Genomic DNA, 22,147 nt, shown 5'->3' with positions numbered 1-22,147 from the left:
CACCTATCGGCCCGGTGTGAGCGTGCGGTAGACCTCGGCCAGCCGGGCGCGCGAGCGCGTCCAGGTCAGGCCCTCCTCGATGTGCGTCCGGCCCCTCCGCCCCATCGCGGCGGCCTCCTCCGGGTACTCCAGCAGGATCCGGACGGCCCGGGCCAGTTCGGCCGGGCGGTCCGCCGGCACCAGCCGCCCGTGCCGCCCGTCCGCCATCAGCTCGCGGACGGCGGGCAGGTCCGAGGCGACCACCGGGACGCCCGCCGCCATCGACTCGATCACCTTCAGCGGCGCGCAGCCCTGGTCGAGGTTGCGGGCGCAGCCGGTCAGCGGCGCCACCGACACCTCGGCGTGCGCCAGCCACGCGGCGACCTCGTGGTGCGGCAGCGCGAACCGCCAGTCGACCCGCTCGGCGACGCCCAGGCGCTCGGCCAGCCGCCGCACCGGCTTCGCCCGCCGCTCCGGGACGGACGCGCAGACCACCAGCCGCAGGCCCGGCAGGTCGGCGAGCCGCGCGAAGGCGCGCATCAGCACGTCCAGGCCCTGCCAGGGCTGGAGCGCGCCGACGTAGACGAGATACCGCTCGGGCGCGTCGGCGGGACGTTCCGGCCTGTCCACGACGTCGGCGCCGTTGGGGACGAGGTGGATCCGCTCCTCCGGCACCCCCAGGCCCCGGACGGCGTCGCCGATCACCCGCGACGGCACCACGACCGCGTCGCTGCGCTCCAGGCAGTACCGCTCCAGCTCGCGGATCTTGCCGAGCGTGGCGGGTGCGGCCCAGGGCCAGGTGTGGCTCATCTCGATCGACGGCAGCCCGTTGACCTCGTACACGACCTTGTGGCGCCGACCGTCCGCGACCGCGGGCAGCGCGCTCCACGGATCGCGCACGTGGCAGACCTCCAGCGTCTCCCAGTGCGGCCGCAGGTGCGCCGCGACCCAGCCGGAGAACGCCTCGGCCCGGTCGATCAGGTTCGGGACCGCCGCGTCGAACCGCGCGACCTCCCGCGTCCCCTCCCGCTGGTAGCGCGGCAGGTCGCCGCCGCCGATCGCGGCGAGCAGCCCGCCTCCGAACCGCGCGAACAGCTCGTCGGCCATCTGCGCGATGTGCACCGCCGATCCTTTGCTGGACGGGAAGCGGTCGAACGCGACATACGCCGCGCGGTGCCTCATCGGCCCGTGCTCAACAGGTGCGTGCTCAACAGGTGCGTGCTCAACTGGTGCGTGCTCTGCAGGAGCGTGCCTCGTCGGGCCGTCGCTCATCCGACCGCGGCCTCCTCCGGCACGGCCCGCAGCCCGCGGTGCCAGGCGATCTGGTCGGCGAGCCCGTCGGCCAGGCCGGTCGCGGCCGTCCAGCCGAGCAGCTCCCGGGCGCGGGACGTGTCGGCCCAGGTGCGCGCGGCGTCCCCGGCCACGGGCGTCTCGCGCCGGATCTCCGCCGGGACGCCCAGCGCGCCGGTGAGCATCGCGATCGCGTCGTGGACCGCCACGTGCTCGGTGTGCCCCACGTTGACGGCGATGCCGGGCGGCAGGTCCTCGGCCGCCGCCGCCAGCGTGGCCGCGACCACGTCCCGCACGTGCGTGAAGCTCCGGGAGCTGCGCCCGTCCCCGAACACCGGCAGCGGGCGCCCGTCGAGCGCGGCCTCGACGAACCGGTGGAACGCCATGTCGGGCCGCTGCCGGGGCCCGTAGACCGAGAAGTACCTGAGCAGGACCGTCCGCAGCCCGCTCCGGGCGGCCAGCCGGGCGAGCCGCTCGACCTCCGCCTTGCTGACCGCGTACGGGCTGGCCGGCCGCAGCGGATCGTCCTCCCGGTTCGGCCGCCGGCCCGCCGACCCGTACACCGACGAACTGGACGCGACGACCACCTTCGGCCGCAGCCGCGGGGGCCGCCGCGCGCAGGCCGCGAGAAGCCGGCGCGTCGCCGTGACGTTGTCCCGATCGACGACCGCCTTGCCAGGCCCCCACGAGTCGCGCACCCCGGGACGTCCCGCCAGATGCACGACGACGTCCGCGGCCGCGACGGCGTCGAGATCGTCCACCGCCAGGTCGAGTTCGGCGGCGACCACCCCCGGCCCGGCCGCGACCTTCGCCCACGTCCGCCGCGCGACCGCCGGGCTCAGGGAACGCTCGGGCGCGTCGACGGCCAGCACCTCGTGCCCCGCCCCCGAGAACGCGTCGACGGCATGGCTCCCGATGAACCCCGCCGCACCAGTGACCACCACTCGCACCCGGGCACCCTATCCGGCAGGCCCCGAACCGGGACAGGGCTCTCGTCCCTGCTCACACGGGACTTACCGCCGGGACATCCCGGGTTCGGGCGGAGCCGCGGGGCGCGACCGAACGGCATGGCCGATGGAACAACCCCGAGCCTCTCTTGTCACTACTTAGAGTTATCAATTGATTGCGGAGGGGCATGAGGGTGTTGTTCAGTTCGGAAGGCTTTGGGGGGAGACTTCGTGAAACAGTCCCACAGGTTCGCAACCGTGGCGCTCGCGGCCGTCGTCGGCACGGGCCTCGCCGGCGAAGGCGCCGCGATGGCGGCGGTTCCGCCGGAGCCGACGGTCGCGTCGGCGCCCGCCGCGCCCGCCGCCCAGCAGGTCGCCATCTACCAGTACGCCACCGGCGTGGTGATCAGCCGCCACCGGCTGGCGATCCGGACGAGGCCGACCATGCGCTCCAAGCGGGTCGGCTTCCTGAGGCCGGGGCAGCGGTTCAAGATCAAGTGCTGGACGCGCGGCCAGCGGGTCCGGCACACCCGGGTCTGGTACCGCCTGGGCTACAGCAGCCCCAAGAACTACGTCTCCGGCGCCTACGTGAGGGTCATCAAGGGCCGCGTCCGCCACTGCTAGTCGGGCGGGGGCTGGGGACCGCGCGCGGTCCCCAGCCCCCTCACCCTCCGGCCCGGCCCGGCCGGAGGAGCCTGGTAGGGCCTGGTCTCGAAGTGGCCTCGGCCACGCGCGCGAACGCGCGACCTGCCCGGTTCGGCGAAGCCGGAGGCGAGCGGCGCCGGGCAGATCGCGAAGCGATGCCGCGTTCGCCCAGGCCCGGTCACGTAGCGACCCGCCAGGCGAGCGAAGTGGGCCGGGACTTCGAAACACCTCCCGGCCCGCTCAGCGGGGCCGGGCCACCCGCGACTCGTCCCAGACCGGTTCCGCGGACTCGTAGACCGTGCCGTCGGCCCCGAAGACCAGGTGGCGGTCGAAGGCGCGGGCGAACCAGCGGTCGTGGGTCACCGAGACGACCGTCCCCTCGTAGGACTCCAGGCCCTCCTGGAGGGCCTCGGCACTGGCCAGGTCGAGGTTGTCGGTCGGCTCGTCCAGCAGGAGCAGCGTGGCGCCGCCGAGCTCCAGGAGCAGGATCTGGAGCCGGGCCTGCTGGCCCCCGGAGAGCGTCTCGAAGGGCTGCTCGGCGCACACGTTGAGCTCGTAGCGGGTGAGCGCGCTCATCGCGTCGTTGCGCAGCCGCGCGTGCTCGGTCATGACGATCTCGCACGGGGTGCGCCCGGCCAGATCCGGACGGGCGTGGGTCTGCGCGAACAGCCCCGGGACCACGCGCGCGCCCAGCCGGGCCACGCCGGTGTGCGCGACGGGCCGCACCGGCGTCGCGCCGCGCGGCAGCGTCTCGGCGACGGCCGCCAGGAGGCGCAGGAAGTGCGACTTCCCGGAGCCGTTCGAGCCCAGGACGGCGACGCGCTCGCCGTACCAGACCTCGGTGTCGAACGGCTTCATCAGGCCGGTCAGTTCGAGGTTCTCGCAGACCACCGCGCGCTTGCCGGTCCTGCCGCCGCGCAGCCGCATCTTCAGGTTCTGGTCGCGGGGCGGGATCTCGGGCGGCCCGGCCTCCTCGAACTTGCGCAGCCGGGTCTGCGCCGCGCGGTAGCGGGAGGCGAAGCCGTCGTTCACCGTGGCCTTCACCCGCAGGTTGTTGACCAGCTCCTTGAGCTTGGCGTGCTCCTCGTCCCAGCGGCGGCGCAGCTCCTCCAGGCGCTCGTTGCGGTCGCGGCGGGCGGCGGCGTAGGTGGCGAAGCGGCCGCCGTGGATCCACACGCGGGACGCCTCCATGGTGACGATCCGGTCGGCCGAGCGGTCGAGCAGCTCGCGGTCGTGCGACACCAGCAGGACGGTCTTCGGCGTCTCCCGAAGCCGCTCCTCAAGCCACCGCTTGCCCGGGACGTCGAGGTAGTTGTCGGGCTCGTCCAGCAGGAGGACCTCGTCGGGGCCGCGGAGCAGGGCCTCCAGCGCGAGCCGCTTCTGCTCACCGCCCGACAGGGTGCGCACCTCGCGCCACCGGCACGAGTCGTAGGGGACGCCGAGCGCCGCGACGCAGCACGCGTCCCAGAGCACCTCGGCCTCGTAGCCGCCGGCGTCGCCCCAGCCCGCGAGGGCCGTGGCGTAGCGGAGCTGGGTGGGCTCGTCGTCGCGCTCCATCATCGCCAGCTCGGCCGCCTCCACCGCGGCCGCCGCCTCCCGCACCCGGGGCGGGGCCAGCGACAGCAGGAGGTCGTGCACGTTCGAGTCGTCCCGCACGCTGCCGATGAACTGGCGCATGACGCCGACTCCGCCGCTGTGCGCGACCGTTCCGGACTGCGGCGCCAGATCGCCCGCGATCAGCCGCAGAAGCGTCGTCTTCCCCGCGCCGTTCGGGCCCACGAGGGCGGCCGTGACGCCGTCGCCGACCCGGAAGGAGACGTCGTCGAGCAGCATCCGCCCGTCCGGCAGCACATGGCCGACGTGGCCCACCTCGACGTGTCCCATGCCGCCGAGTGTCGAGAATCCCCCGCCGCACCGTCAATCGATTATCAGTGCGGGATACCGGAGATCAGGTCACGGGCGCCCTTACGGAGTAGGTCGCCCGCCACGTACGCGCCCAGATCTTCACCTTTGCCCGGTGCCGACCACTCCTGCGCGTGGACGAACTTCGACCCGTCCCGGGTGAAGACCATACCGCGCAGACTCAGTTGCCCGTCTCGCTCCAACCTCGCGTGCCCCGCGATCGGGCTGTTGCAGTGCCCCTGCAACCCGTGAAGCATCGCGCGTTCCGCGCTCACACACTGCCGCGTCACCTTGTCGTCCAGCAGCCGCACCAGTTCCACCACGTCGGAGTCAGCGCGGCGGCAGTCGACCGCCAGCACCCCCGCGCCGATCGCCGGAAGGATGTCCAGTTCCTCACCAGGCCGCTCGATCCCCAGCCGTGCCAGGCCCGCCCGAGCCAGCACGATGGCGTCGAAGTCCTCCCCGGCGTCCAACCGTCCGAGCCGGGAGTTGACGTTGCCGCGCAGGTACTCCACCCGCAGATCAGAACGGATCTTGCCGAGCTGCGCACGCCGTCGTACGGCGGAGGTTCCCACCCGAGCCCCCGGTCCCAGGTCCGCCAGGCACTGAACCTCGCCCGCCATCGGGAACAGCATCACATCGGCGGTGTCGTCACGCTCGACGTAGGCGGCGAAGACCAGCCCCTCAGGGCGCGGCACGTCCCCCGGAACGTCCTTGAGGCAGTGCACCGCGACATCGACCGCCCCCGTCAGCAGCGCCCGGTCGATCTCCCGCATGAACGCGCCCTTGCCGCCCAGCTCGCCCAGGTCGCCTCGATGGCGGTCCCCGGACGTCTGGATGCCCACCACTTCTACCCGCACATCGACCAGCCCTTCCAACCGGGCCGCGACGCCGCGCGCCTGCATCATCGCCAGCGGAGACGTCCGCGTGCCCAGCCGAAGCGCCCCGCCGCCCCCGCCGCTCCAGGAGAACGTCCGCGACGCCGCAGCCGGCCCGGCCGGGACCAGATCCCCCACGCCCCCACACCCCCGAACTTCGCCATCCTCACCGCCGTACCCCTTACTGGACGCGCCCTATGCCTACACCTGAGCGCGCCGTTCCTCGCGCACGTCCGGGAAGGTGTCCGGAAACATCAGGTGGTCCATCAGCGCGGCCACCTGATCGGCCGCCGTCACCGCGTCGCGGCACCAGGCGAACCGGAGCCATGGGTCGCGGGAGACGTCGAAGTACGCCCACTCGCCGCCGGGTACGGCTCGCGCCGTCGCCGGCATCCACACGTTCTCCCGCCGACCACGGACGAAGAACAGCAGCATGGGCACCGACAGGGCCGAAGACTGGTCCTGGTACAGCTTCAGGCCCCGATACCCCCGGCACTCCGCCGCCACCGCCAGCCGGTCCAGATGCCACACCGCCGTGTCGCATCCCCGTAGGGTCCGCCCCCACGCCCAGACCCGCGCCAGACCCGCGCTCTTCATCGTCATCCGTGCGACTCCGTCCCAGCCCTCCGACTTCCCGCGCGCTTTCAGCACGCGATCACCGACCACACCCACTTGCCCTTCGGAGGCGTCCGGTCGACCCCGCACCGCAGCGATAACGCTTGGACTATCGGCAGGCCCCACCCTCCTGTGCCGTCGTCGTGACCGGGGTTCAGCGCCTCGGCGTCCGGTGAGACGTCCACCGGCTCCAGCGGCCGCACCGTGGGCAGTTCGTCCGAGCAGTCCCACACTCCGAGCCACATCCCGTACGGCTGCAACGTGAACCGCACCCGCATCTCCCGGTAGGCCGCGTACTGCGCGGCGTTGGCGAGCAACTCACCGGCGATCAGGTCCACGTCATCGGCCCGATGTGACAGACCCCAGTCCGCCAGCCGTGACCGCAACAGCGTCCGCACCACGCCTGCCGAGACCGGAGCCGCCAACACCCGCGTGTCCAGTGGAAGGGCCGCCGGCCCCGGCCGAGCTGTCTGATTGACCATACGATCGTCCATCGGGTCCGACCTCCTACGTCGGATCAAGGCCCCGGAGCCGGTGCGCGACCACCGGCCCGGGGCCGTTCGCGTTTCGGCTGCACTACGTACTTGAGAGGTGACAGCCTGTGTCCGTCAGGATGCACCTCTTCCGCGTCTCGTGCAATATGCTCGCGACAAACAATTTGCTTTCTGGGAGCGGATCATGCCGGGATCTCCGACCATGCGACGGCGCCGCCTTGCATCTGAGCTGCGACGCTTGCGAACCGAGGTTGGAAAGATGTCGATCACCGACGCTGCGGCGCGGCTCGGTTGGCAACAGTCCAAGCTGTCCCGGATCGAAACCCGGCAGATCGGCGTGAGCACGACCGACGTTCGCAAGCTGTTGGATCTGTACGGCGTTGACGACCCGCAGCAGGTAGCCGGACTTCTCGACATCGCACGCAAGGCGAAAGAGCGGGGTTGGTGGGAGTCCTACGGCGCGACGCTCCCCACCGAGACGCGGACCATGATCGGTATCGAGACCGAGGCCTCACTCATCTCCACCTACGAACAGGCGCTCGTGCCGGGCCTCCTGCAGACGCCGGACTACGCCCGCGCAGTGATCCGCGCTGCTCGGCCTGGGGACTCGCAGGAGATCATCCAGCAGCGGGTCGAGGTCCGCATCGCCCGTCAGGCGCTGCTCAACGAGCAGCATGGACCGCAACTCTGGGCTGTGATCAACGAGGGAGTGGTCCGCCAGATCGTCGGAAGCCCAGGGATCATGAAGGCGCAACTGGAAAGCCTCACGGAGGAGCGCGACAGGCTGAACGTAGTCGTGCAGGTCCTCCCTTTCGCCGCCGGGGAGCACCCGGCCATGGTCGGATCCTTCTCCCTCTACAGCTTCCCTGCCGAGGGAGAGACCGGAGTGGCCTACATCGAGACGATGAACGGTGCTCTGATCTTGGAGCAGGCGCACGACTTGGAGACTTACGGCGATGCCTTCGACCGCATCCGCGCGATGGCCCTGTCGCCCAGGGATTCCCGAGACCTCATCCGCTCCATCGCGGCAGATACGATCTAGCCCGCGGAAAGGAGCACATATGCGAGCAAACCCTCCGCCGCTGGACTGGCGGAAGAGCAGCCACAGTGGCGGGACTGGAAACTGCGTGGAGCTTGCCGCCCAGCACGGTAGCGGTACCGCCGTCCGAGATTCCAAGGATGCGGAAGGCCCCGTGCTGTCCTTTCGCCCTGCAGAGTGGGCTGCATTCGCCCGCGCGGTCAGAGCGGGCCTATACGACAGTCCTCGTGCCGCATGGCGCAGGAGTTCACGAAGTGGCCAGAACGGCAACTGTGTTGAGGTGTCCCGAGACGCGACGTACGTCGCCTTTCGTGACAGCAAGGCCCCAGACGCAGGGTATCTAACGCTCTCCGCCGAAAGCTTCGCTCAACTCGTCCAGCGCGCGAAGTGCGGCGAGCTGGACATCTGAGACCGCCCACCAGGCGGACCGCTCGTGCTCAGCGCATAAGCCACGATCGCTGATCGCAACATGGCGCAGGGGCTCCCCGTTGCGGCGTCAGACTTCGCCGCCGACCCTGCCGACGTTCGTGGACACCGCTAGTCGGCGACGTGGGCGAGGTCGGGGATGTGCGCGGGGGCGATCCGGGGGCGGGCGGGCGGCTGGAGGAGGAAGAGCTTCTTGTCCAGTCGCTCCATCTCCCCTCCTCGCCCGCAGATGAGCCCAGCGCAGAAGTCCACCAGCTGCCTGGCCATGTCGTCGGTCAGCTGGGTGAGATCCATGAGCACGGGGTCACCCTTGCGGAAGAAGTGCCCGACGTGGAGAACCTCGTTGTAGTCCTTGGGGCGCAGCGTTTTGATCACACCTCAAGTCTGCCTGGGCTTCCGCGTGGCGCAAGGCCGATCCGCCATCTCGCCCGGCTCCGCAGCTGTCGGTTCAACCGGTGAGCAGCGAACGGACGTGCTCCACGACGGAGGCCAGGGCGATCTTGGACGTGTCGCCGGTGGCGCGGGTGGTGACCTCGGCGACGCCCTCGGCGAGGCCGCGGCGGCCCACGGTCACGCGGAAGGGGATGCCGGTCAGCTCGGCGTCGCGGAACTTCACGCCTGCCCGCTCGGCACGGTCGTCGATCACCGCCTCGACGCCCGCCGCGGACAGGCCCGCGTAGACCTCCTCCGCCGCCGCGGCCACGTCGGCGTCGTCGGACTGCGCGATCACGACGGCGGCCTGGAACGGCGCCACCGCCGCCGGCCAGACGATGCCGCGCTCGTCGTTGTGCGTCTCGACGATCGCGGCCATCGCGCGCTCGATCCCGATGCCGTAGCTGCCCATGACCACCGGGACGGACCGGCCCCCGGCGTCCAGCACCTCGACGCCGAGCGCGCGGGAGTAGCGGTCGCCCAGCTTGAAGATGTGCCCGACCTCGATCGCCCGCAGGACCTCCAGCGCCCCGCCGCAGCGGACGCAGGCCTCGCCCTCCGCGACCTCGCGCAGGTCCGCCCAGGCGCCGACCTCGATGTCGCGGCCGACGTCGACGCCGCGCAGGTGGACGTCGTCGGTGTTGGCGCCGGTGAACATGTCGCGGCGGCCCCGCAGCGCCTCGTCCGCGATCACCGGGAGCGTCGCGCCGACCGCGCCGAGGCTGCCGGGCAGCGCGCCGAGGGCCTCCTGGATCTCGCCGGGCTCGGCGGCGCGGATCTCCGTGGCGCCCGTCGCATCCACGAGCTTCTGCTCGTTGAGCGGGTGGTCGCCGCGCAGCAGGACGAGCGTCAGCGCGCCGTCCAGGACGTATACGAGCGTCTTGATCTGCCGGTCGGCGGGCGCGCCGTAGGTCAGGAGGTCCTCGATCGTGCGGACGCCGGGGGTGTCGAAGCGCTCCGGCGCGTCCGGTCCCGGCCCGTCCTGCGCGGTGGGCAGCGCCGACGTCGCCCGCTCGATGTTCGCCGCGTAGCCGCAGGCCGGGCAGCGGACGACGAGGTCCTCGCCGACGTCGGCCGGGCACATGAACTCGGTGGAGTCCGAGCCGCCCATGGTGCCGTTGGACGCCTCGCACGCCAGCGCCGGCAGGCCGAGCCGCTCGAAGATCCGCGTGTAGGCGCCGAGGTAGGCCTCGAACGAGGCGTCCAGCCCGGCCTGGTCGGCGTCGAAGCTGTAGGCGTCCTTCATCGTGAACTCGCGGGTCCGCAGCAGGCCGCCCTTGGGGCGCGGCTCGTCCCGGAACTTCGTCTGGAACTGGTACCACTGCTGCGGCAGCTGCCGGTAGGAGCTCAGCTCGCGGGCCACCGTCGCGAAGATCTCCTCGTGCGTGAGGCCGAGGGCGTGCTCGGCGCCGCGCCGGTCGCGCAGCCGGAACAGCTCCTGGCCTATGAGATCCCAGCGGCCCGACCGCTTCCACGGCTCGGCCGGGTGCATCGCCGGCAGCAGCATCTCCTGCGCGCCGACCGCCGCCATCTCCTCGCGGACGATCTGGATGATCTTCGCTCGCACGCGGACGGCCAGCGGCAGCAGGCAGTAGTGGCCCGCCGTCAGCTGCCGGACGAACCCCGCCCGCAACAGCAGCCGGTGGCTCGGCGCCTCGGCCTCGGCGGGGTCCTCGCGAAGGGTCGGCGCGAACATCTGGGACCAGCGCATCCCGCGAGCGTAACGAAAAGGCCTGGCCAGGCCGACACGATTAACAAGCCCCCTGTCAACGGCCGTGGCAGGCCCTCGGGCCCGGAGCCTGCGCCGCTTCGGCGTCGGTCACGCCTCTACCAGCTTCACAAGGGCTTCCCGCTTGCCTGACGGGGCTTCGCGCAGCACCCGTCGAGCACGTAGGAGCGCGTCCACGTCGGCGGTGGCGGCGGCGACCTCCGCGGCGACGTAGTCGATCCTCCCGAGTCCGGCATCGGCAAGCCAGCGCGACACCTGGGCCCAGGAGTACAGCTTGACGCGGCTGCCGCGATGGACGACCGGAGCGGGGAAGCCTCCTGGGCCGCGTTCACCGGTCGTCCAGTGCCCGACGGCCGGGGCCGACCTGCCGGTCTTTTCGGCTATGTCGTCGATGGTGACCAGGTCCTCCGTGACGCCGGTCACCGACAGTCCACTGCGCTCGCTGTCGTCGATGGCGGAGAGGACCGCCTCGATGGCGTTGCGCGCCTCGCGCGAGAACAGGACGGCGCCGCTCTGCTCGTCGCCGGAGAGCTGGCCGTCGCCGCAGCGCGAGTACAGCCGCTCCGCGGCCTCTTCAAGGTCGCTGATCGGCCCGACCTCGAGCTCGAACCAGTAGGTGCTCATCAGTCCTTCTCTTCCTGCCGTGCGGCCGCCTTGGCGTCGTGCTGCCGCATCCGCCTCCGGATCTTCTGTGCCTCGTGTTCGTCGACGTCGGGAGTTCCGTTGATCGAGAAGGGAGGAGTGCAGCAGCCGGGGCCGCCAGGGCAGGATGCCCTCGCATAAGCGTGAGCCCGTCCGCTGGTGTAGGTGACCTGCCACCCGGCTTCCTCTAACTCCTTGATAGCGGCCCGTGTGTGCTTACCTGGCATGTAGCGACTGTACTACCTGTGTAGGTCTAGAATAACATTCGTGCTGGCGGCCTCCAAGGCGATAGCCGAGCGGTAAGAGAGGCGATCTGGGACGGGCGGATCGCGCGAGCGTGGTTAAGGTGCCCTGACCAACGCGGATGGTCAGTACCCTTGGGGCCGTGAGTCGAGAAGGTGTGACGCCGCAGAGCGAGGATTTCTCCGCCTGGTACAACGAGCTGGTGGTGCAGGCCCAGCTCGTCGACCGCGGACCGGTTCGCGGCACGATGGTCATCCGCCCGTACGGTTACCGGGTGTGGGAGCTGCTCCAGGCCGACCTGGACCGGCGCATCAAGGAGGCCGGGCACGACAACGCCTGCTTCCCGATGCTCATCCCGGAGTCCTACCTCAAGCGCGAGGCCGAGCACGTCGAGGGCTTCTCCCCGGAGCTGGCCGTCGTCACGCACGCCGGCGGCAAGGAGCTGGAGGAGCCGCTGATCATGCGGCCGACCTCCGAGACGGTCATCGGCGAGTACATGGCCAAGTGGATCGACTCGCACCGCGACCTGCCGCTGCTGCTCAACCAGTGGGCGAACGTCGTCCGCTGGGAGATGCGCCCCCGGATGTTCCTGCGGACCACCGAGTTCCTCTGGCAGGAGGGCCACACCGCGCACATCGACGAGGACGACGCGATGCGCGAGACGATGTGGGCGCTCGACGCCTACGCGAGCGTGGCGCGCGAACTCGCGGCGATCCCGGTCGTGGCGGGGGAGAAGACGCCCGGCGAGCGGTTCGCCGGCGCCGTCCGCACCTACACGATCGAGGCCATGATGCGCGACGGCCGGGCCCTGCAGGCCGGCACGTCCCACTACCTCGGCACCAACTTCGCCAAGGCGTTCGAGATCCAGTACCAGGACGAGGAGGGCAAGCTCACCCTCGCCCACACCACGTCCTGGGGGATGAGCACCCGCATGATCGGCGGCGTGATCATGACGCACGGCGACGACAAGGGCCTCGTGCTTCCGCCGCGGCTCGCGCCCTACCAGGTCGTCATCGTGCCGATCGGGCGCAAGGAGCAGGGCGAGCAGGCCGCCGCCGAGGCCCGCCGGCTGGGTACGGCGATCAAGTCGATGGGCATCCGGGTGCACGTCGACGACAACCGGCCGCAGCTGTCGCCCGGCTTCAAGTTCAACGAGTGGGAGATGCGCGGCGTCCCGATCCGCATCGAGCTGGGCAAGCGCGACATCGAGGGCGGCGTCGCCACCGTCGTCCGGCGGCTCCCGACCGTGGAGGGGCAGGGCAAGGAGCAGATCCCGCTCGACAAGGTGCCCGAGGTGCTGCCCGGGATGCTCGCCGACTTCCAGGCGTTCCTGCTCGCCAGGGCCGAGGCGTTCCGCGACGACAACACCGCCGTGGTGGACGACTGGGACGCGTTCGTCGCGCAGGTCGCCACCGGCTGGGCCCGCGCGTTCCACTGCGGCGAGACCGCCTGCGAGGACGACATCAAGGCCGAGACCGCCGCGACGCCGCGCGTGATCCCGGCCGACGCGCCCGAGGAGACCGGCGTCTGCGTGAAGTGCGGCCGCCCGTCCGCCTACGGCAAGCGCGTCATCTTCGGCCGCGCCTACTGAGGACGCATCCGGCCGCCCCTGCCGCGGCCGCACCCGGGCGGGTCCGTCGTGGACGGGCCCGCCCGCGGTGGGTCAGGCGTCCTGCGATGCGCGGCGCTCCGCGCGCCGCCGGGTCAGGTACGGCTGGACGAACCACGCCCACCCGCACAAGATCACGGCGACCGCGACCGTGGCGGCGGTGGCGGCCGCCTTGTCCGACAGGGCCTGGACGACGAGCGTGGTCGCCGCGGTCATCGAGACGCCGAGCGCGAAGGCGCCGGCGATCCCGAACCGGTTGGCGCGCCGGATCAGCAGCGCCTTCTGCCCCAGTTGGAACAGGATCCGATGCTGGAAGACAGGGGCGATGAAGCAGACCGACGCGACCCCCGCCCCGAACAGCGCGACGTAGAACAGCGCCTTCCCCAGGTCGCCGACCTTCGTGTCGAAGGTCGCGGAGAACGGGACGGTCAGCAGGAACGCGAACAGCACCTGCACGCCGGTGGTCGCCACCCGGAAGCCCTGGAGGAGCTCCATCAGCTGCCGGTCCAGCCGCTCGTGCTCGGTCTCGTTGCGGGGCTTGTCTGAGGGGTCCACGCTCATGGAGGCCGTTTACCCCGGCAAAACGCCCATCAGTCGCGCGCCTTGAAACGTTCTAGTCGAGCGTGGGCGGTTCGACGCGCAGGGCGAGCATGGACACGTCGTCGCGCAGGTCGCTGTCGCAGTAGTCGAGCAGAGCCCGCTCCACACCCGCGAGCATCTCCTCCGGGGGCTTGCCCGCGTGCCCGGCGAGCGCCTCGAGCAGGCGCTCCTGCCCGAACTCCTGCCGCGCCATGTCGCACGCCTCGAGGACCCCGTCCGAATGCAGGATCAGCGTGTCTCCGACGGACAGGTCGATCGTGTCGAGCCCGGCCTCGAAGTCCTCGAACAGGCCGAGCGGGACGCCGCCGCGCGACGCCGACCTGATCACCCCGTCGGCGCGGACCACGATCGCCGGCGGATGGCCCGCGGTGCCGAGCGACACGATGATCCGCTCGGTCTCCAGCGTCAGGCTCGCCATCACGGCGGTGACGAACCGGTCCTCGTCCAGCAGGGCCTCGTTGACGATCCCGAGGACGTCGGCAGGCCGCGCCTTCCACCGCGACGCGAGCCGGACGCAGTGCCGGGCCGTCGCCGTCACTGCCGCCGCGTCCTCGCCCTTGCCGCACACGTCGCCGAGGACCAGCCCCCACCCGTTCTCGGTGCGGAAGACGTCGTAGAAGTCGCCGCCCACCTCCGAGCCGTGCGTGGACGTCAGGTACCGCGCGGCGACGCTCACCCCGGGGATGGACGGGAGCGACTTCGGCAGCAGCCCCGCCTGCAGCGTGTCCGCCACCTCCGCGCGGCGCCGGTAGAGCCGCGCGGCCCGGATCACCAGGGCCAGGTAGCGGCCGAGCCGCTGCACGACGCCGAGGTCCATGAGGTCGAACGGGCCGTACTCGCCGCTGGCCGCCAGCGTGATCGCGCCGATGGCGCGGTCCCCGTCCTCGATGGGGACGCTGAGGACCGAGGTGACCCCGATCTTGCCGCAGACGGGCAGCCCGTCGGGGCACATGCCGAGCACGTCGAGGTTCTCGACGTGCGGGCGGAGCGCGCTCTGCCGGGTGACGAACACGTTGTGGGGGAGGGTGTCCTCGGTGGGGTCGACCTCTTCGAGCATCCGCGCGGCCTCGACGGACCGCTCGTCCTCCGGCCCCATGACGACCTGCCGGCGCAGCGCCGGCGCCGCGCCGCCCTGCGCGGCCGCGGACGGGTTGCCGTTGGCCGGGGCGGTCAGGTCGATGAACGCCCAGTCCGCCAGTTCGGCGGCCAGCAGCCGGGCGCACCTCCGCACGGCCACCGTCTCGTTGAAGACCGGCTCGTCGAGCAGCAGCTCGCTGGCGGTGGCGAGGACGTCCATCCGGTGCACGATCGTGGCCACGGCCTCGTCGTCGCCCGGCCCACCCTCGGCGGCCCGCGCCCGCGGGGCGCCCGCGGCCTGGCCCTTGGACGGCTCGGTCGCGCCGTCGTCGGCGGGCGTGGTCGTCGGCCCGGCGGCCACCACGATCATCGGGTCGGGCTCGCCGCGGATCCACACCCGCGCGAAGGTCAGCACGGCGTCGATCGGGTGGTCGCGGCCGAGGAACCGGACGCCGACCCGTCGGCGCCGTCCCGTCCGGATCGCCGCCGCGAGCTGCGACCGGACGGCCGCCCGGGTCGCCATGTCGCAGAACGCCGTGAACTGCTTGCCCGACACGTATCCCGACGAGGTGCCGAGCAGTGCGGCCGCCTGCCGGTTGACGCGGCGGACGTTCGTCGTCCGGTCGAGCAGGAACAGCGGGACGGGGGCGTCCTGGAAGACCGTGCGCAGCACCCTGCGCTCGTTCTCGGCGGCGGCCGACCCGCCCTGCTCGCCGGTCTGCTCGCCGCCCATCGTGCGCAGCACGGTCAGCGCCAGCTCCAGCTCGACCAGCGCGGCGTCCAGCGTGGCGCGCAGGTCGGGCTCGGGCACGCCGGCGGCCTGGCGCAGCTCGCCGATGCGCCCTTCGAGGTCCGAGATCTCCCGCAGCAGGGACTCGGGCTCGAGCTGGTCGGGCTGATCGTGCATCTGGTCTCCTTTCGTCCGCGTCACCACGGTGGAACCAGGGCGGCTCCCGCCCTTGCCGGGCCGGACGCCGATCTACGGGGCCGCTCTGCGCAGCCTATGCTCCGCCCGCGCACCTAGGGCAGGCCCTGGTGACCGACGATACGCTGCGCGAGAGCGGTGAGCTTAACGTGGCGGGTCTGCGAGATCCGGCGCATCTCGGCGAACGCCTCGTCGGCGTCGCAGCCGAGCGCGTGCATGAGGATCCCCTTCGCCTGGTCGACCACGGCGCGGGCCTCGACGGCGGCCTGGAGCTGGACGGCGGTGCGGTGCACGTCGTCGTACTGCTGGCTGTTCGAGACGGCCGCGGTGCCCTGGGCGACCAGCAGCGACGCGATCGCGTGCCGCCCGTGCCCGAGGGCCTTCGGCGTCACCCCGTAAAGCGTGAGCGTGACCAGGACCCGCGGGCTCAGGTGCGGGGTCGTGGCGAAGCAGCGCACCCCGCGGCGCAGCATGTCCGACATGGCGTCGGGCCAGCGGGTCTCGGCGAGGATGTCGTCGGAGCTGAGCGGCCGCCGGCCGGCCACCACGTCGAAGAGCGGCCCGCGGCCGCGGGTCAGCTGCCGGTCGGTCACCTCGGCGAGGTCGGGATGGCTGGCCGCGGCGGCCAGCGGCTCGGGCCGGCTCTCCTCCGGCGCGTCGGGCGGGCCGGGCGTGGCGGAGCCCGCGTCGCCGCGGGTGCTCGGGAGCGCCCAGCGCACGCTCGCGGCGCCCGCGCACCCGGGCACGGCGCGCGACGCGAGCTCGGTCACCCGGTGCAGGGTGCCCACGTCGGAGGACTCCCCGACCATGCCCAGGCGAGCGATCTCCAGCGCGAGCTGGTCGGTCAGGACCGGTTCGGTGGCCGTCACCCCTCCGAGATTAGCCTGCCCAGAGGGATGCGCAGGCGGGGCCTGCACGGCCGCATGACCCTGGTGTTTCACGGGGGGAGTCCTAGTTGTTCGGCGGCGCCTTGCTGATCTCGGGGAGCGGACCGCCGTCTCCGTTCGCCAGGGCGAGGTCTCCCATGCACACGATGCCGACGGGGTGCTGCTCGGCGTCCACGACAGGGAGGCGCCGGACGGCGTGCTCGCTCATCAGCCGCGCGACCGTGTCGGTGTCGTCCTCGGGATGGACGGTGGTCAGCTCCGCCGTGCACACGTCGCCGAGCGGGGTGAGCGAGGTGTCGCGGCTCTCCGCCACCGCGCGGATCACGATGTCACGGTCGGTCACCAGGCCGCAGAGCCGTCCCGCGTACGTGACCAGCACGTCGCCGATCCCCTCGTCGCGCATGATGCGAGCCGCCTCATAGAGCGTCGCGTCGAGCGGCAACGACTGCGGAGCCGCAGTCATCACGTCGCTGACCCTTGATGGCATGGCACGCACATCCTCCCGATTCGCCAACGGCTCGCGTGGCCGTGTGTGCGCGCCTTACCCAAGGTCGGCAACCCTATTCGGGCGGTTCGCGAAACGGCCGCCCACCTGCGCCGATCAGAACGCGAAGACGGTACCCGTGCGCGACCACATGACGCAGTCGTTGCCGTACTCGGCCCGGAAGCGTGCGGGTCTGCCCTTCCACCGCCCCTCGGCGCGGACGACGACGGGCGAGTGGACGGCGGTGCACATCCGGCCGTCCGGCCGGTGCTCGAACTTCCCGCCGGACCCGTCCAGCTCCAGGCAGGCCCGCGCCGCCTCGGGATGCCCGCCCCCGGGCGGGTCGCAACGGAGCGTGACGGCCCTCGTTCCCGACGTGGCCTCACCCGGATGCGTGACGGAAAGCCGCAGCGACGTCCCGGGCTCGGCGAACGCGGCGGGCTCGGAATGCGCGGCGGGCATCAAGGCGATCACCGCCCCGAGGACGACCCCGGTGACAAGGTTCGACATACGCGACTCCCGACATTCCAAGGGACGTCGCACACGGTATCTGCCCAACGACAGAACGTGCATGAAAAGCGAACAACCTGTGTCCGTGGCGCCACCCGCACCGCCTTCAAGGGCACGGACCTCAGTCACGCCCAACCCCGCAACTACCTCAAGGGCTGCGATCGCGTCCGAAGGCAGGTTCGAGCGTGCGAGAACCTGATCGCGCAGCGAGCCGCCAAGGCGAGTCGGAGCGATGCCAGCGATCGCCGCAGTGCCCGACGATGGAGGGCCGCTAGGCCCGAAGGAGGAGAGCACTGCAATAAGCACAGCAGGGCCGCCAGGCCCGAAGGAGGAGAAAGGCGCCTACTACGCGGCGAGGACGTGCTCTGAGAGGGAGGCGCGGAGCTGCTTGCGGCCGCGGTGGAGGCGGGACATTACGGTGCCGATGGGGGTGCCCATCATGTCGGCGATCTCCTTGTAGGGGTAGCCCTCGACGTCAGCGAGGTAGACGGCGTCCCGGAAGTCCTTGGGGAGGGCGCGCAGGGCGGCGACCACCTCGGAGTCGGGGATGCGGTCGAGGGCCTCGGACTCGGCGGACCGGAAGCCGGACGCGTGCGCCTCGGCCTGCGCGAGCTGCCACTCCTCCAGCTCCTCGGAGCCGGCGCGCTGGGGCTCGCGCTGCTTCTTGCGGTAGGTGTTGATGAAGTTGTTGGTGAGGATGCGGTGCAGCCACGCCTTGAGGTTCGTGCCTTCCTGGAACTGGTGGAAGTTCACGTAGGCCTTGGCCAGGGTCTCCTGGACGAGGTCCTCGGCGTCGGCGCTGTTGCGGGTCATGCGGACGGCGCTCATGTAGAGCGGGTCGGCAAGCGGCAGGACGTCGCGCTCGTAGCGGCGCTCAGTGGCGGTGCCGTCGGCGTCGCGGCCGTTGTCGCCCTTGGCGTTGCGGTGGACGGGCGTGGTGACAGCGGTCATCGTCGCTCCCCGTGGTAGTGCCCCGGTGAAGGGCCGGTTGCATGGCGCGTGGTCGGGGGCACGCGCGGACCGGGCGGACTGACCGCCCCCCGTCAAGTGGTACGTGCCACCGTTCCCGGCGGGTTCGGTGATGCCTCGGCCTCGCATGGAGGGTGGACCGAGGGTTCGGCGCGCTTCGGCGATGCCAGAGCGACCCCGTTCCCGGGACGTCGCGGGCGTGCCCTTCGGGCGCTTCCCATCCGCCGGTGGGTCTTCCTGCCATGTAAGACGCATGGAACGGGCCAAAAGGTTGCCATGTCTGACGTGGCGTCCATCACACCGGGCGGCGAGTTGGACGAAGCGGTCTGATCACCCGGTATAGAGCCGGACCCGTCGGTCCTGGGCGCACCGCGCGGGGCGCGCAGCCGTCCGCTGGGTAAAAGCGGCCTCTAGGGCGATGGTTCGTCATGCCTGCTTCCGGTCAGGAGGCGGCGAGGTGGCCCGCCAGGACGGCCTCGACCAGCGCGGCGGCGAACTCCTCCGGAGCGGCCGGGAGCCCGGCGCCCGCCGCGACCGTCTCCGGGCCCGCCAGCCGGGTCAGGAAGGCGTGCTGCTGGCAGCCTCCCAGCAGCGCCGCGGCGATGAACGGGAGAGGCGCGCCGTCCGCCAGCCGCCCGGCCTTCCGCTCGGCCTCCAGGTACCCGATGAGGGCGGCGTGGCCCATCACCGGACCCGCCGTCGGCCCGCCGGGCGGCCCCGCCGGAGGACCGCCGGGCGCTCCGGGAGGCGGCGGCTCGCCGTTCCGGGGGGCCCTGGTCCGGGCCCGCGCCTTGGCGGCGGCCTCCTGCTGCGCCTTCACGGGGCCGTTGTCCCGCAGCCAGGCGATCAGCTCCGGATCGGCCAGGACGGGCCCGGTCATCGGCAGCAGCTCGCCGTAGAAGCGGACCATCTCGGTCGCCAGGCGGGTGAGGTTCTCCTCCACCGTGTCCTGCCCGACGGACCCGAGCAGCCCCGCCATCGCGGCGCGCGCCGTCCCGGTCACCTCGGCCAGGGCCGCCGCGAACAGCGCCGTCTTGTTCGCGAAGTGGTTGTAGAGGCTGCCCTCGGACACGCCCGCGGTCCGCGCGATCTCCTTGGTCGTCGCGGCCGTGATGCCGCGCGCCTGGATCACCGTGACCGCCGCCGCCAGGATCCGCTCCCGCATCGGCTCCGTCCGTGCCGCCAACCGCGTCCCACCTCGCCTTCCCGGTGGACGTTAGCACGCCGGCACCGAATGAGTGAGTGCTCACCCGGAGGTTTTCCGCCGTTCCCGAGCGAACCGCCCTCACACCATGTAGCTTCGCCCTTACCGCGTGTTGCCGGGCAGCTTCGAGCGGCGTCCGCTCGGGGGAGGGGGACCGCATGGTGATCGCGGATCTGCTGGGCGTCACGAGGATGACGGCCGTGATGGTGAACGACCGCGGCCGCATCAGCCACTGGGACGATATCGCCGCCGACCTGTTCGGCGCCGCGCGGCCGCAGGCCCTCGGCCGCCCGCCCGGCGATCTCCTCCGGCTGCCCCGCGAGCACCGCGGCGCCTTCGAGCCGGAGGCCTTCGGGCACGTCTGGTGCGGCGCCTGCACCCTGCCCCGCGCCGACAACGGGGAGCCGGCCGAGATCGGCTGGTGGGTCTACCCCATCGACGGGGCCCCGGGCGACCACGGCGTCAGGGTCCTCGCGCTCGCCGCCGACCTGCGCAGCCTGCGCCGCGACGGGATCGGCATCACCGTCGGCGACCTGCTGCTCGCCCCGCCCGCCGGGCCCGGCCCGTCCGACGGCGCCGCCCGCCGCCCGGCCACCGTCCGGCTGCTGCGGGTCGAGCCGACGCTCGCCGGCCCGTCCCCTGACGGGCCCGACCCGTTCGCGGCCCCGTTCGCCGACCGCCTCGCCGAACTGCTGCCCGCGCTCGACCCGGCCGAGTTCGGGACGATCGCCTCGCAGGTGCTCGCCCTCGGCTGCCCGGCGGTGTCGCTGGGCCTGACCCTCCGGCTGCCCCTCGTCCCGCAGACCAGGGCCGCCCCGGCCGCCGCGCCGACCGTCCCGCTGCCCCGGCCGGCGCCGCGCACGCCGGCGGCCCTCCCGCCGCGCGCCCGGCGGGGCTTCCCCCACGCGATGGAGCCGCTCGCCTTCCTCGGCGCGGCCGGCGAGCAGATCGGCAGCTCGCTCGACCACCTGCAGGCAGCCCGGACGCTCGCCGAGGTCCTCGTGCCGCGGCTCGCCGACTTCGCCGCCGTCGAACTGCTCGAAAGCGTCGTCGCCGACTCCGCGCCGCCCGCGGACGAGGTCGACGAGACCACGCCCATGCGGCGCGTCGCCGTCGCGCACAACGACGAGCCCGGACGCTGGGACGACGCCGTCCCCGAGGACGAGCCGCTCTCCCTGCCGTCCTGCACCCCGTTCGTCCAGGCCATGCGCACCGGGCGGCCCGTGCACATCCCGCGCGTCGACGAGGGGCAGGCCGCCCGGCTCGCCGCCGCGTTCGGCGCCGGCGACCCGCGGCCGCTGTTCGCCGGGCGCGCGCTGCTGGTCGTCCCGCTGATCGCGCGGGGCCGGGTGCTCGGCACGTTCATGCTGCTCCGCAAGAAGGACCGGCACGCGTTCGACCAGCTCGACCTCGCCATGGTCGACGAGCTCGCCCGGCGCGCCGCGCTCTGCGTCGACAACGGGCGGCTGTACCGGCGCGAGGTCCAGGTCGCCGAGGAGCTGCAGCGCAGCATGCTCCCCGACGACCCGCCCGACGTCGCCGGGGCGCGCGTCCGCTACCGCTACCGGCCCGCCGGGCAGGCCGCGCAGGTCGGCGGCGACTGGTTCGACGCCATCCCGCTGCCCGGCTGCCGGCTCGGCCTCGTCGTCGGCGACGTGATGGGGCACGGCCTCACCTCCGCCGCGATCATGGGCCAGCTGCGCACCGCCGTCCGCACCCTCGCCGCCGAGGACATGCGGCCCGACCGGGTGCTGCGCCAGCTCGACGGCCTCGCCCGCCGCCTCGGCGAGGACTACCTCGCCACCTGCCTGTTCGCCGTCTACGACCCGGTCGAGCGGCGGTGCACGGTCGCCAACGCCGGGCACGTCCCGCCCGTCCTCGTCGCGGCGGACGGGGAGAGCCGCGTGCTGCCCGTCCCGCCCGGCGTGCCCGTCGGCGTCGGCGGCGAGCCGTTCGAGACGACGGAGTTCAAGGTCGAGGACGGGTCCCAGCTCGTGCTGTGCACCGACGGCCTCCTGGAACGCCGCGACCGCGACATCGACGCGGGCCTGGAGGAGCTGCGCGCCCGGCTGGCCGAGGCGTCCGGAGACCTCGACCGCACCTGCGACGACCTGCTCGACGGCCTCGCCGCCCCCACCCCCGCCGACGACATCGCCATCGTCGCGGTCGGGTTCGACGGCATTCCCCTCGACGACGTCGTCACCTGGGAGCTCGAACCCGTGCCCGGGAGCGTCCCGTGGATCCGCGCGCAGGTCGGCGTCCGGCTCGCCGGCTGGGGCCTGGACGACCTCGCCGACACCGCCCGCCTGCTCGTCAGCGAACTCGTCACCAACGCCCTCGTCCACGGCGCCGGGTCGGTCGGCCTCCGGCTGATCAAGGGACGCACGCTGCTCTGCGAGGTCCACGACGACGGCGCCGACATGCCCCACCTGCGCCACACCGACGCCACCGACGAGTCCGGCCGCGGCCTCCAACTCGTCGGCCACCTCTCCACCCGCTGGGGCACCCACCGCACCGAGGGCGGCAAGGTCGTCTGGTTCGAACAACGAGTCCCACCCCGCTGAAGCCGCCACCCCAAGGGAGCGGGTCGCGGGTTTGGGAGGTAAGTGTCCCGTTCGCGC

Annotated in this window: 21 protein-coding genes; 5 read left to right on the top strand and 16 right to left on the bottom strand. The window is 72.3% G+C overall.

Annotation, left to right across the window (positions count from 1 at the left end; translation table 11 throughout):
- Window positions 1-3: 3 nt before the first annotated feature.
- Both ABWI07_RS08920 and ABWI07_RS08915 read right to left on the bottom strand, forming a co-directional pair.
- Window positions 4-1,101 carry a glycosyltransferase family 4 protein gene (locus tag ABWI07_RS08920; RefSeq protein WP_353818159.1) on the bottom strand — a complete coding sequence of 366 codons (1,098 nt, stop codon included), beginning with the start codon at window positions 1,099-1,101 and terminating at the stop codon, window positions 4-6.
- A 146-nt stretch (window positions 1,102-1,247) separates the two neighbouring features.
- Window positions 1,248-2,219 (bottom strand): NAD-dependent epimerase/dehydratase family protein, encoded by a 972-nt coding sequence (locus ABWI07_RS08915; RefSeq protein WP_353818158.1) that lies wholly within the window; start codon window positions 2,217-2,219, stop codon window positions 1,248-1,250.
- 228 nt (window positions 2,220-2,447) lie between these two features.
- On the opposite strand from ABWI07_RS08915, the gene ABWI07_RS08910 reads away from it, so the two are divergent.
- On the top strand, window positions 2,448-2,840 hold the full coding sequence (locus ABWI07_RS08910) for a hypothetical protein (RefSeq protein WP_149261147.1): 393 nt from the start codon (window positions 2,448-2,450) through the stop codon (window positions 2,838-2,840).
- A gap of 261 nt (window positions 2,841-3,101) precedes the next feature.
- On the opposite strand, the gene ABWI07_RS08905 is transcribed toward ABWI07_RS08910, so the two are convergent.
- The 4 genes from ABWI07_RS08905 to ABWI07_RS08890 form a co-directional block, all read right to left on the bottom strand.
- Complete coding sequence (locus tag ABWI07_RS08905; protein WP_353818157.1) at window positions 3,102-4,745, bottom strand: ABC-F family ATP-binding cassette domain-containing protein; 1,644 nt, start codon at window positions 4,743-4,745, stop codon at window positions 3,102-3,104.
- Between the two features lie 44 nt (window positions 4,746-4,789).
- Window positions 4,790-5,779, bottom strand: coding sequence for a hydroxymethylbilane synthase (gene hemC, locus ABWI07_RS08900; protein ID WP_353818156.1), 990 nt, complete (start codon window positions 5,777-5,779; stop codon window positions 4,790-4,792).
- A 63-nt stretch (window positions 5,780-5,842) separates the two neighbouring features.
- Window positions 5,843-6,244 carry a hypothetical protein gene (locus ABWI07_RS08895; protein WP_353818155.1) on the bottom strand — a complete coding sequence of 134 codons (402 nt, stop codon included), beginning with the start codon at window positions 6,242-6,244 and terminating at the stop codon, window positions 5,843-5,845.
- 41 nt (window positions 6,245-6,285) lie between these two features.
- Window positions 6,286-6,738 carry an ATP-binding protein gene (locus ABWI07_RS08890; protein WP_353818154.1) on the bottom strand — a complete coding sequence of 151 codons (453 nt, stop codon included), beginning with the start codon at window positions 6,736-6,738 and terminating at the stop codon, window positions 6,286-6,288.
- A gap of 196 nt (window positions 6,739-6,934) precedes the next feature.
- On the opposite strand from ABWI07_RS08890, the gene ABWI07_RS08885 reads away from it, so the two are divergent.
- Both ABWI07_RS08885 and ABWI07_RS08880 read left to right on the top strand, forming a co-directional pair.
- A complete protein-coding gene (locus ABWI07_RS08885) occupies window positions 6,935-7,792 on the top strand; it encodes a helix-turn-helix domain-containing protein (protein ID WP_149261143.1) in 858 nt (285 codons plus the stop codon).
- A complete protein-coding gene (locus ABWI07_RS08880) occupies window positions 7,707-8,198 on the top strand; it encodes a DUF397 domain-containing protein (RefSeq protein WP_353818153.1) in 492 nt (163 codons plus the stop codon). Before ABWI07_RS08885 ends, ABWI07_RS08880 begins: the two co-directional genes overlap by 86 nt.
- A gap of 128 nt (window positions 8,199-8,326) precedes the next feature.
- Here ABWI07_RS08880 and sepF read toward each other — a convergent pair whose 3' ends face one another.
- The 3 genes from sepF to ABWI07_RS08865 form a co-directional block, all read right to left on the bottom strand.
- Window positions 8,327-8,590 (bottom strand): cell division protein SepF, encoded by a 264-nt coding sequence (sepF, locus tag ABWI07_RS08875; RefSeq protein ID WP_149261141.1) that lies wholly within the window; start codon window positions 8,588-8,590, stop codon window positions 8,327-8,329.
- Between the two features lie 73 nt (window positions 8,591-8,663).
- Window positions 8,664-10,358, bottom strand: coding sequence for a proline--tRNA ligase (locus tag ABWI07_RS08870; protein ID WP_353818152.1), 1,695 nt, complete (start codon window positions 10,356-10,358; stop codon window positions 8,664-8,666).
- 108 nt (window positions 10,359-10,466) lie between these two features.
- Entirely contained in the window at window positions 10,467-11,000 is a 534-nt protein-coding gene (locus ABWI07_RS08865) for a hypothetical protein (protein WP_149261139.1), read from the bottom strand.
- A gap of 403 nt (window positions 11,001-11,403) precedes the next feature.
- Here ABWI07_RS08865 and proS point away from each other — a divergent pair, with 403 nt between their 5' ends.
- Window positions 11,404-12,852 carry a proline--tRNA ligase gene (gene proS, locus ABWI07_RS08860; protein WP_353818151.1) on the top strand — a complete coding sequence of 483 codons (1,449 nt, stop codon included), beginning with the start codon at window positions 11,404-11,406 and terminating at the stop codon, window positions 12,850-12,852.
- Between the two features lie 72 nt (window positions 12,853-12,924).
- Here the strand turns inward: proS and ABWI07_RS08855 are convergent, their stop codons facing one another.
- The 7 genes from ABWI07_RS08855 to ABWI07_RS08825 form a co-directional block, all read right to left on the bottom strand.
- Complete coding sequence (locus ABWI07_RS08855; protein ID WP_149261137.1) at window positions 12,925-13,431, bottom strand: DUF6328 family protein; 507 nt, start codon at window positions 13,429-13,431, stop codon at window positions 12,925-12,927.
- A gap of 52 nt (window positions 13,432-13,483) precedes the next feature.
- Window positions 13,484-15,454 (bottom strand): SpoIIE family protein phosphatase, encoded by a 1,971-nt coding sequence (locus ABWI07_RS08850; RefSeq protein ID WP_149261136.1) that lies wholly within the window; start codon window positions 15,452-15,454, stop codon window positions 13,484-13,486.
- Window positions 15,455-15,567: 113 nt separating this feature from the next.
- Window positions 15,568-16,341, bottom strand: a complete 774-nt coding sequence (locus tag ABWI07_RS08845) for an ANTAR domain-containing response regulator (RefSeq protein WP_235037005.1) — start codon at window positions 16,339-16,341, stop codon at window positions 15,568-15,570.
- Window positions 16,342-16,423: 82 nt separating this feature from the next.
- The gene (locus ABWI07_RS08840) at window positions 16,424-16,822 is read right to left on the bottom strand and encodes a CBS domain-containing protein (RefSeq protein WP_235037034.1); all 399 of its coding nucleotides are present in this window, start codon (window positions 16,820-16,822) and stop codon (window positions 16,424-16,426) included.
- 138 nt (window positions 16,823-16,960) lie between these two features.
- Window positions 16,961-17,353, bottom strand: coding sequence for an SSI family serine proteinase inhibitor (locus ABWI07_RS08835; RefSeq protein WP_160161006.1), 393 nt, complete (start codon window positions 17,351-17,353; stop codon window positions 16,961-16,963).
- A 345-nt stretch (window positions 17,354-17,698) separates the two neighbouring features.
- The gene (locus ABWI07_RS08830) at window positions 17,699-18,304 is read right to left on the bottom strand and encodes a sigma-70 family RNA polymerase sigma factor (RefSeq protein WP_149261133.1); all 606 of its coding nucleotides are present in this window, start codon (window positions 18,302-18,304) and stop codon (window positions 17,699-17,701) included.
- A 460-nt stretch (window positions 18,305-18,764) separates the two neighbouring features.
- On the bottom strand, window positions 18,765-19,508 hold the full coding sequence (locus ABWI07_RS08825) for a TetR/AcrR family transcriptional regulator (protein ID WP_235037004.1): 744 nt from the start codon (window positions 19,506-19,508) through the stop codon (window positions 18,765-18,767).
- 176 nt (window positions 19,509-19,684) lie between these two features.
- Here ABWI07_RS08825 and ABWI07_RS08820 point away from each other — a divergent pair, with 176 nt between their 5' ends.
- The gene (locus ABWI07_RS08820; RefSeq protein ID WP_353818150.1) at window positions 19,685-22,090 is read left to right on the top strand and encodes a SpoIIE family protein phosphatase; all 2,406 of its coding nucleotides are present in this window, start codon (window positions 19,685-19,687) and stop codon (window positions 22,088-22,090) included.
- Window positions 22,091-22,147 lie beyond the last annotated feature (57 nt).

The sequence above is a fragment of the Actinomadura sp. NPDC000600 genome (genome assembly GCF_040492135.1).
Taxonomy (GTDB): Bacteria; Actinomycetota; Actinomycetes; order Streptosporangiales; family Streptosporangiaceae; genus Spirillospora.
This window is presented reverse-complemented; position numbering and strand designations above follow the sequence as displayed.

Bases quoted from the DNA above. Each gene is read 5' to 3' on its own strand.
- ABWI07_RS08905 (WP_353818157.1), bottom strand. From the start codon at position 4,745: ATGGGACACGTCGAGGTGGGCCACGTCGGCCATGTGCTGCCGGACGGG.
- ABWI07_RS08895 (WP_353818155.1), bottom strand. From the start codon at position 6,244: ATGACGATGAAGAGCGCGGGTCTGGCGCGGGTCTGGGCGTGGGGGCGG.
- ABWI07_RS08890 (WP_353818154.1), bottom strand. From the start codon at position 6,738: ATGGTCAATCAGACAGCTCGGCCGGGGCCGGCGGCCCTTCCACTGGAC.
- ABWI07_RS08885 (WP_149261143.1), top strand. From the start codon at position 6,935: ATGCCGGGATCTCCGACCATGCGACGGCGCCGCCTTGCATCTGAGCTG.
- ABWI07_RS08880 (WP_353818153.1), top strand. From the start codon at position 7,707: ATGCCTTCGACCGCATCCGCGCGATGGCCCTGTCGCCCAGGGATTCCC.
- ABWI07_RS08870 (WP_353818152.1), bottom strand. From the start codon at position 10,358: ATGCGCTGGTCCCAGATGTTCGCGCCGACCCTTCGCGAGGACCCCGCC.
- ABWI07_RS08865 (WP_149261139.1), bottom strand. From the start codon at position 11,000: ATGAGCACCTACTGGTTCGAGCTCGAGGTCGGGCCGATCAGCGACCTT.
- ABWI07_RS08855 (WP_149261137.1), bottom strand. From the start codon at position 13,431: ATGAGCGTGGACCCCTCAGACAAGCCCCGCAACGAGACCGAGCACGAG.
- ABWI07_RS08850 (WP_149261136.1), bottom strand. From the start codon at position 15,454: ATGCACGATCAGCCCGACCAGCTCGAGCCCGAGTCCCTGCTGCGGGAG.
- ABWI07_RS08840 (WP_235037034.1), bottom strand. From the start codon at position 16,822: ATGACTGCGGCTCCGCAGTCGTTGCCGCTCGACGCGACGCTCTATGAG.
- ABWI07_RS08835 (WP_160161006.1), bottom strand. From the start codon at position 17,353: ATGTCGAACCTTGTCACCGGGGTCGTCCTCGGGGCGGTGATCGCCTTG.
- ABWI07_RS08830 (WP_149261133.1), bottom strand. From the start codon at position 18,304: ATGACCGCTGTCACCACGCCCGTCCACCGCAACGCCAAGGGCGACAAC.
- ABWI07_RS08820 (WP_353818150.1), top strand. From the start codon at position 19,685: ATGGTGATCGCGGATCTGCTGGGCGTCACGAGGATGACGGCCGTGATG.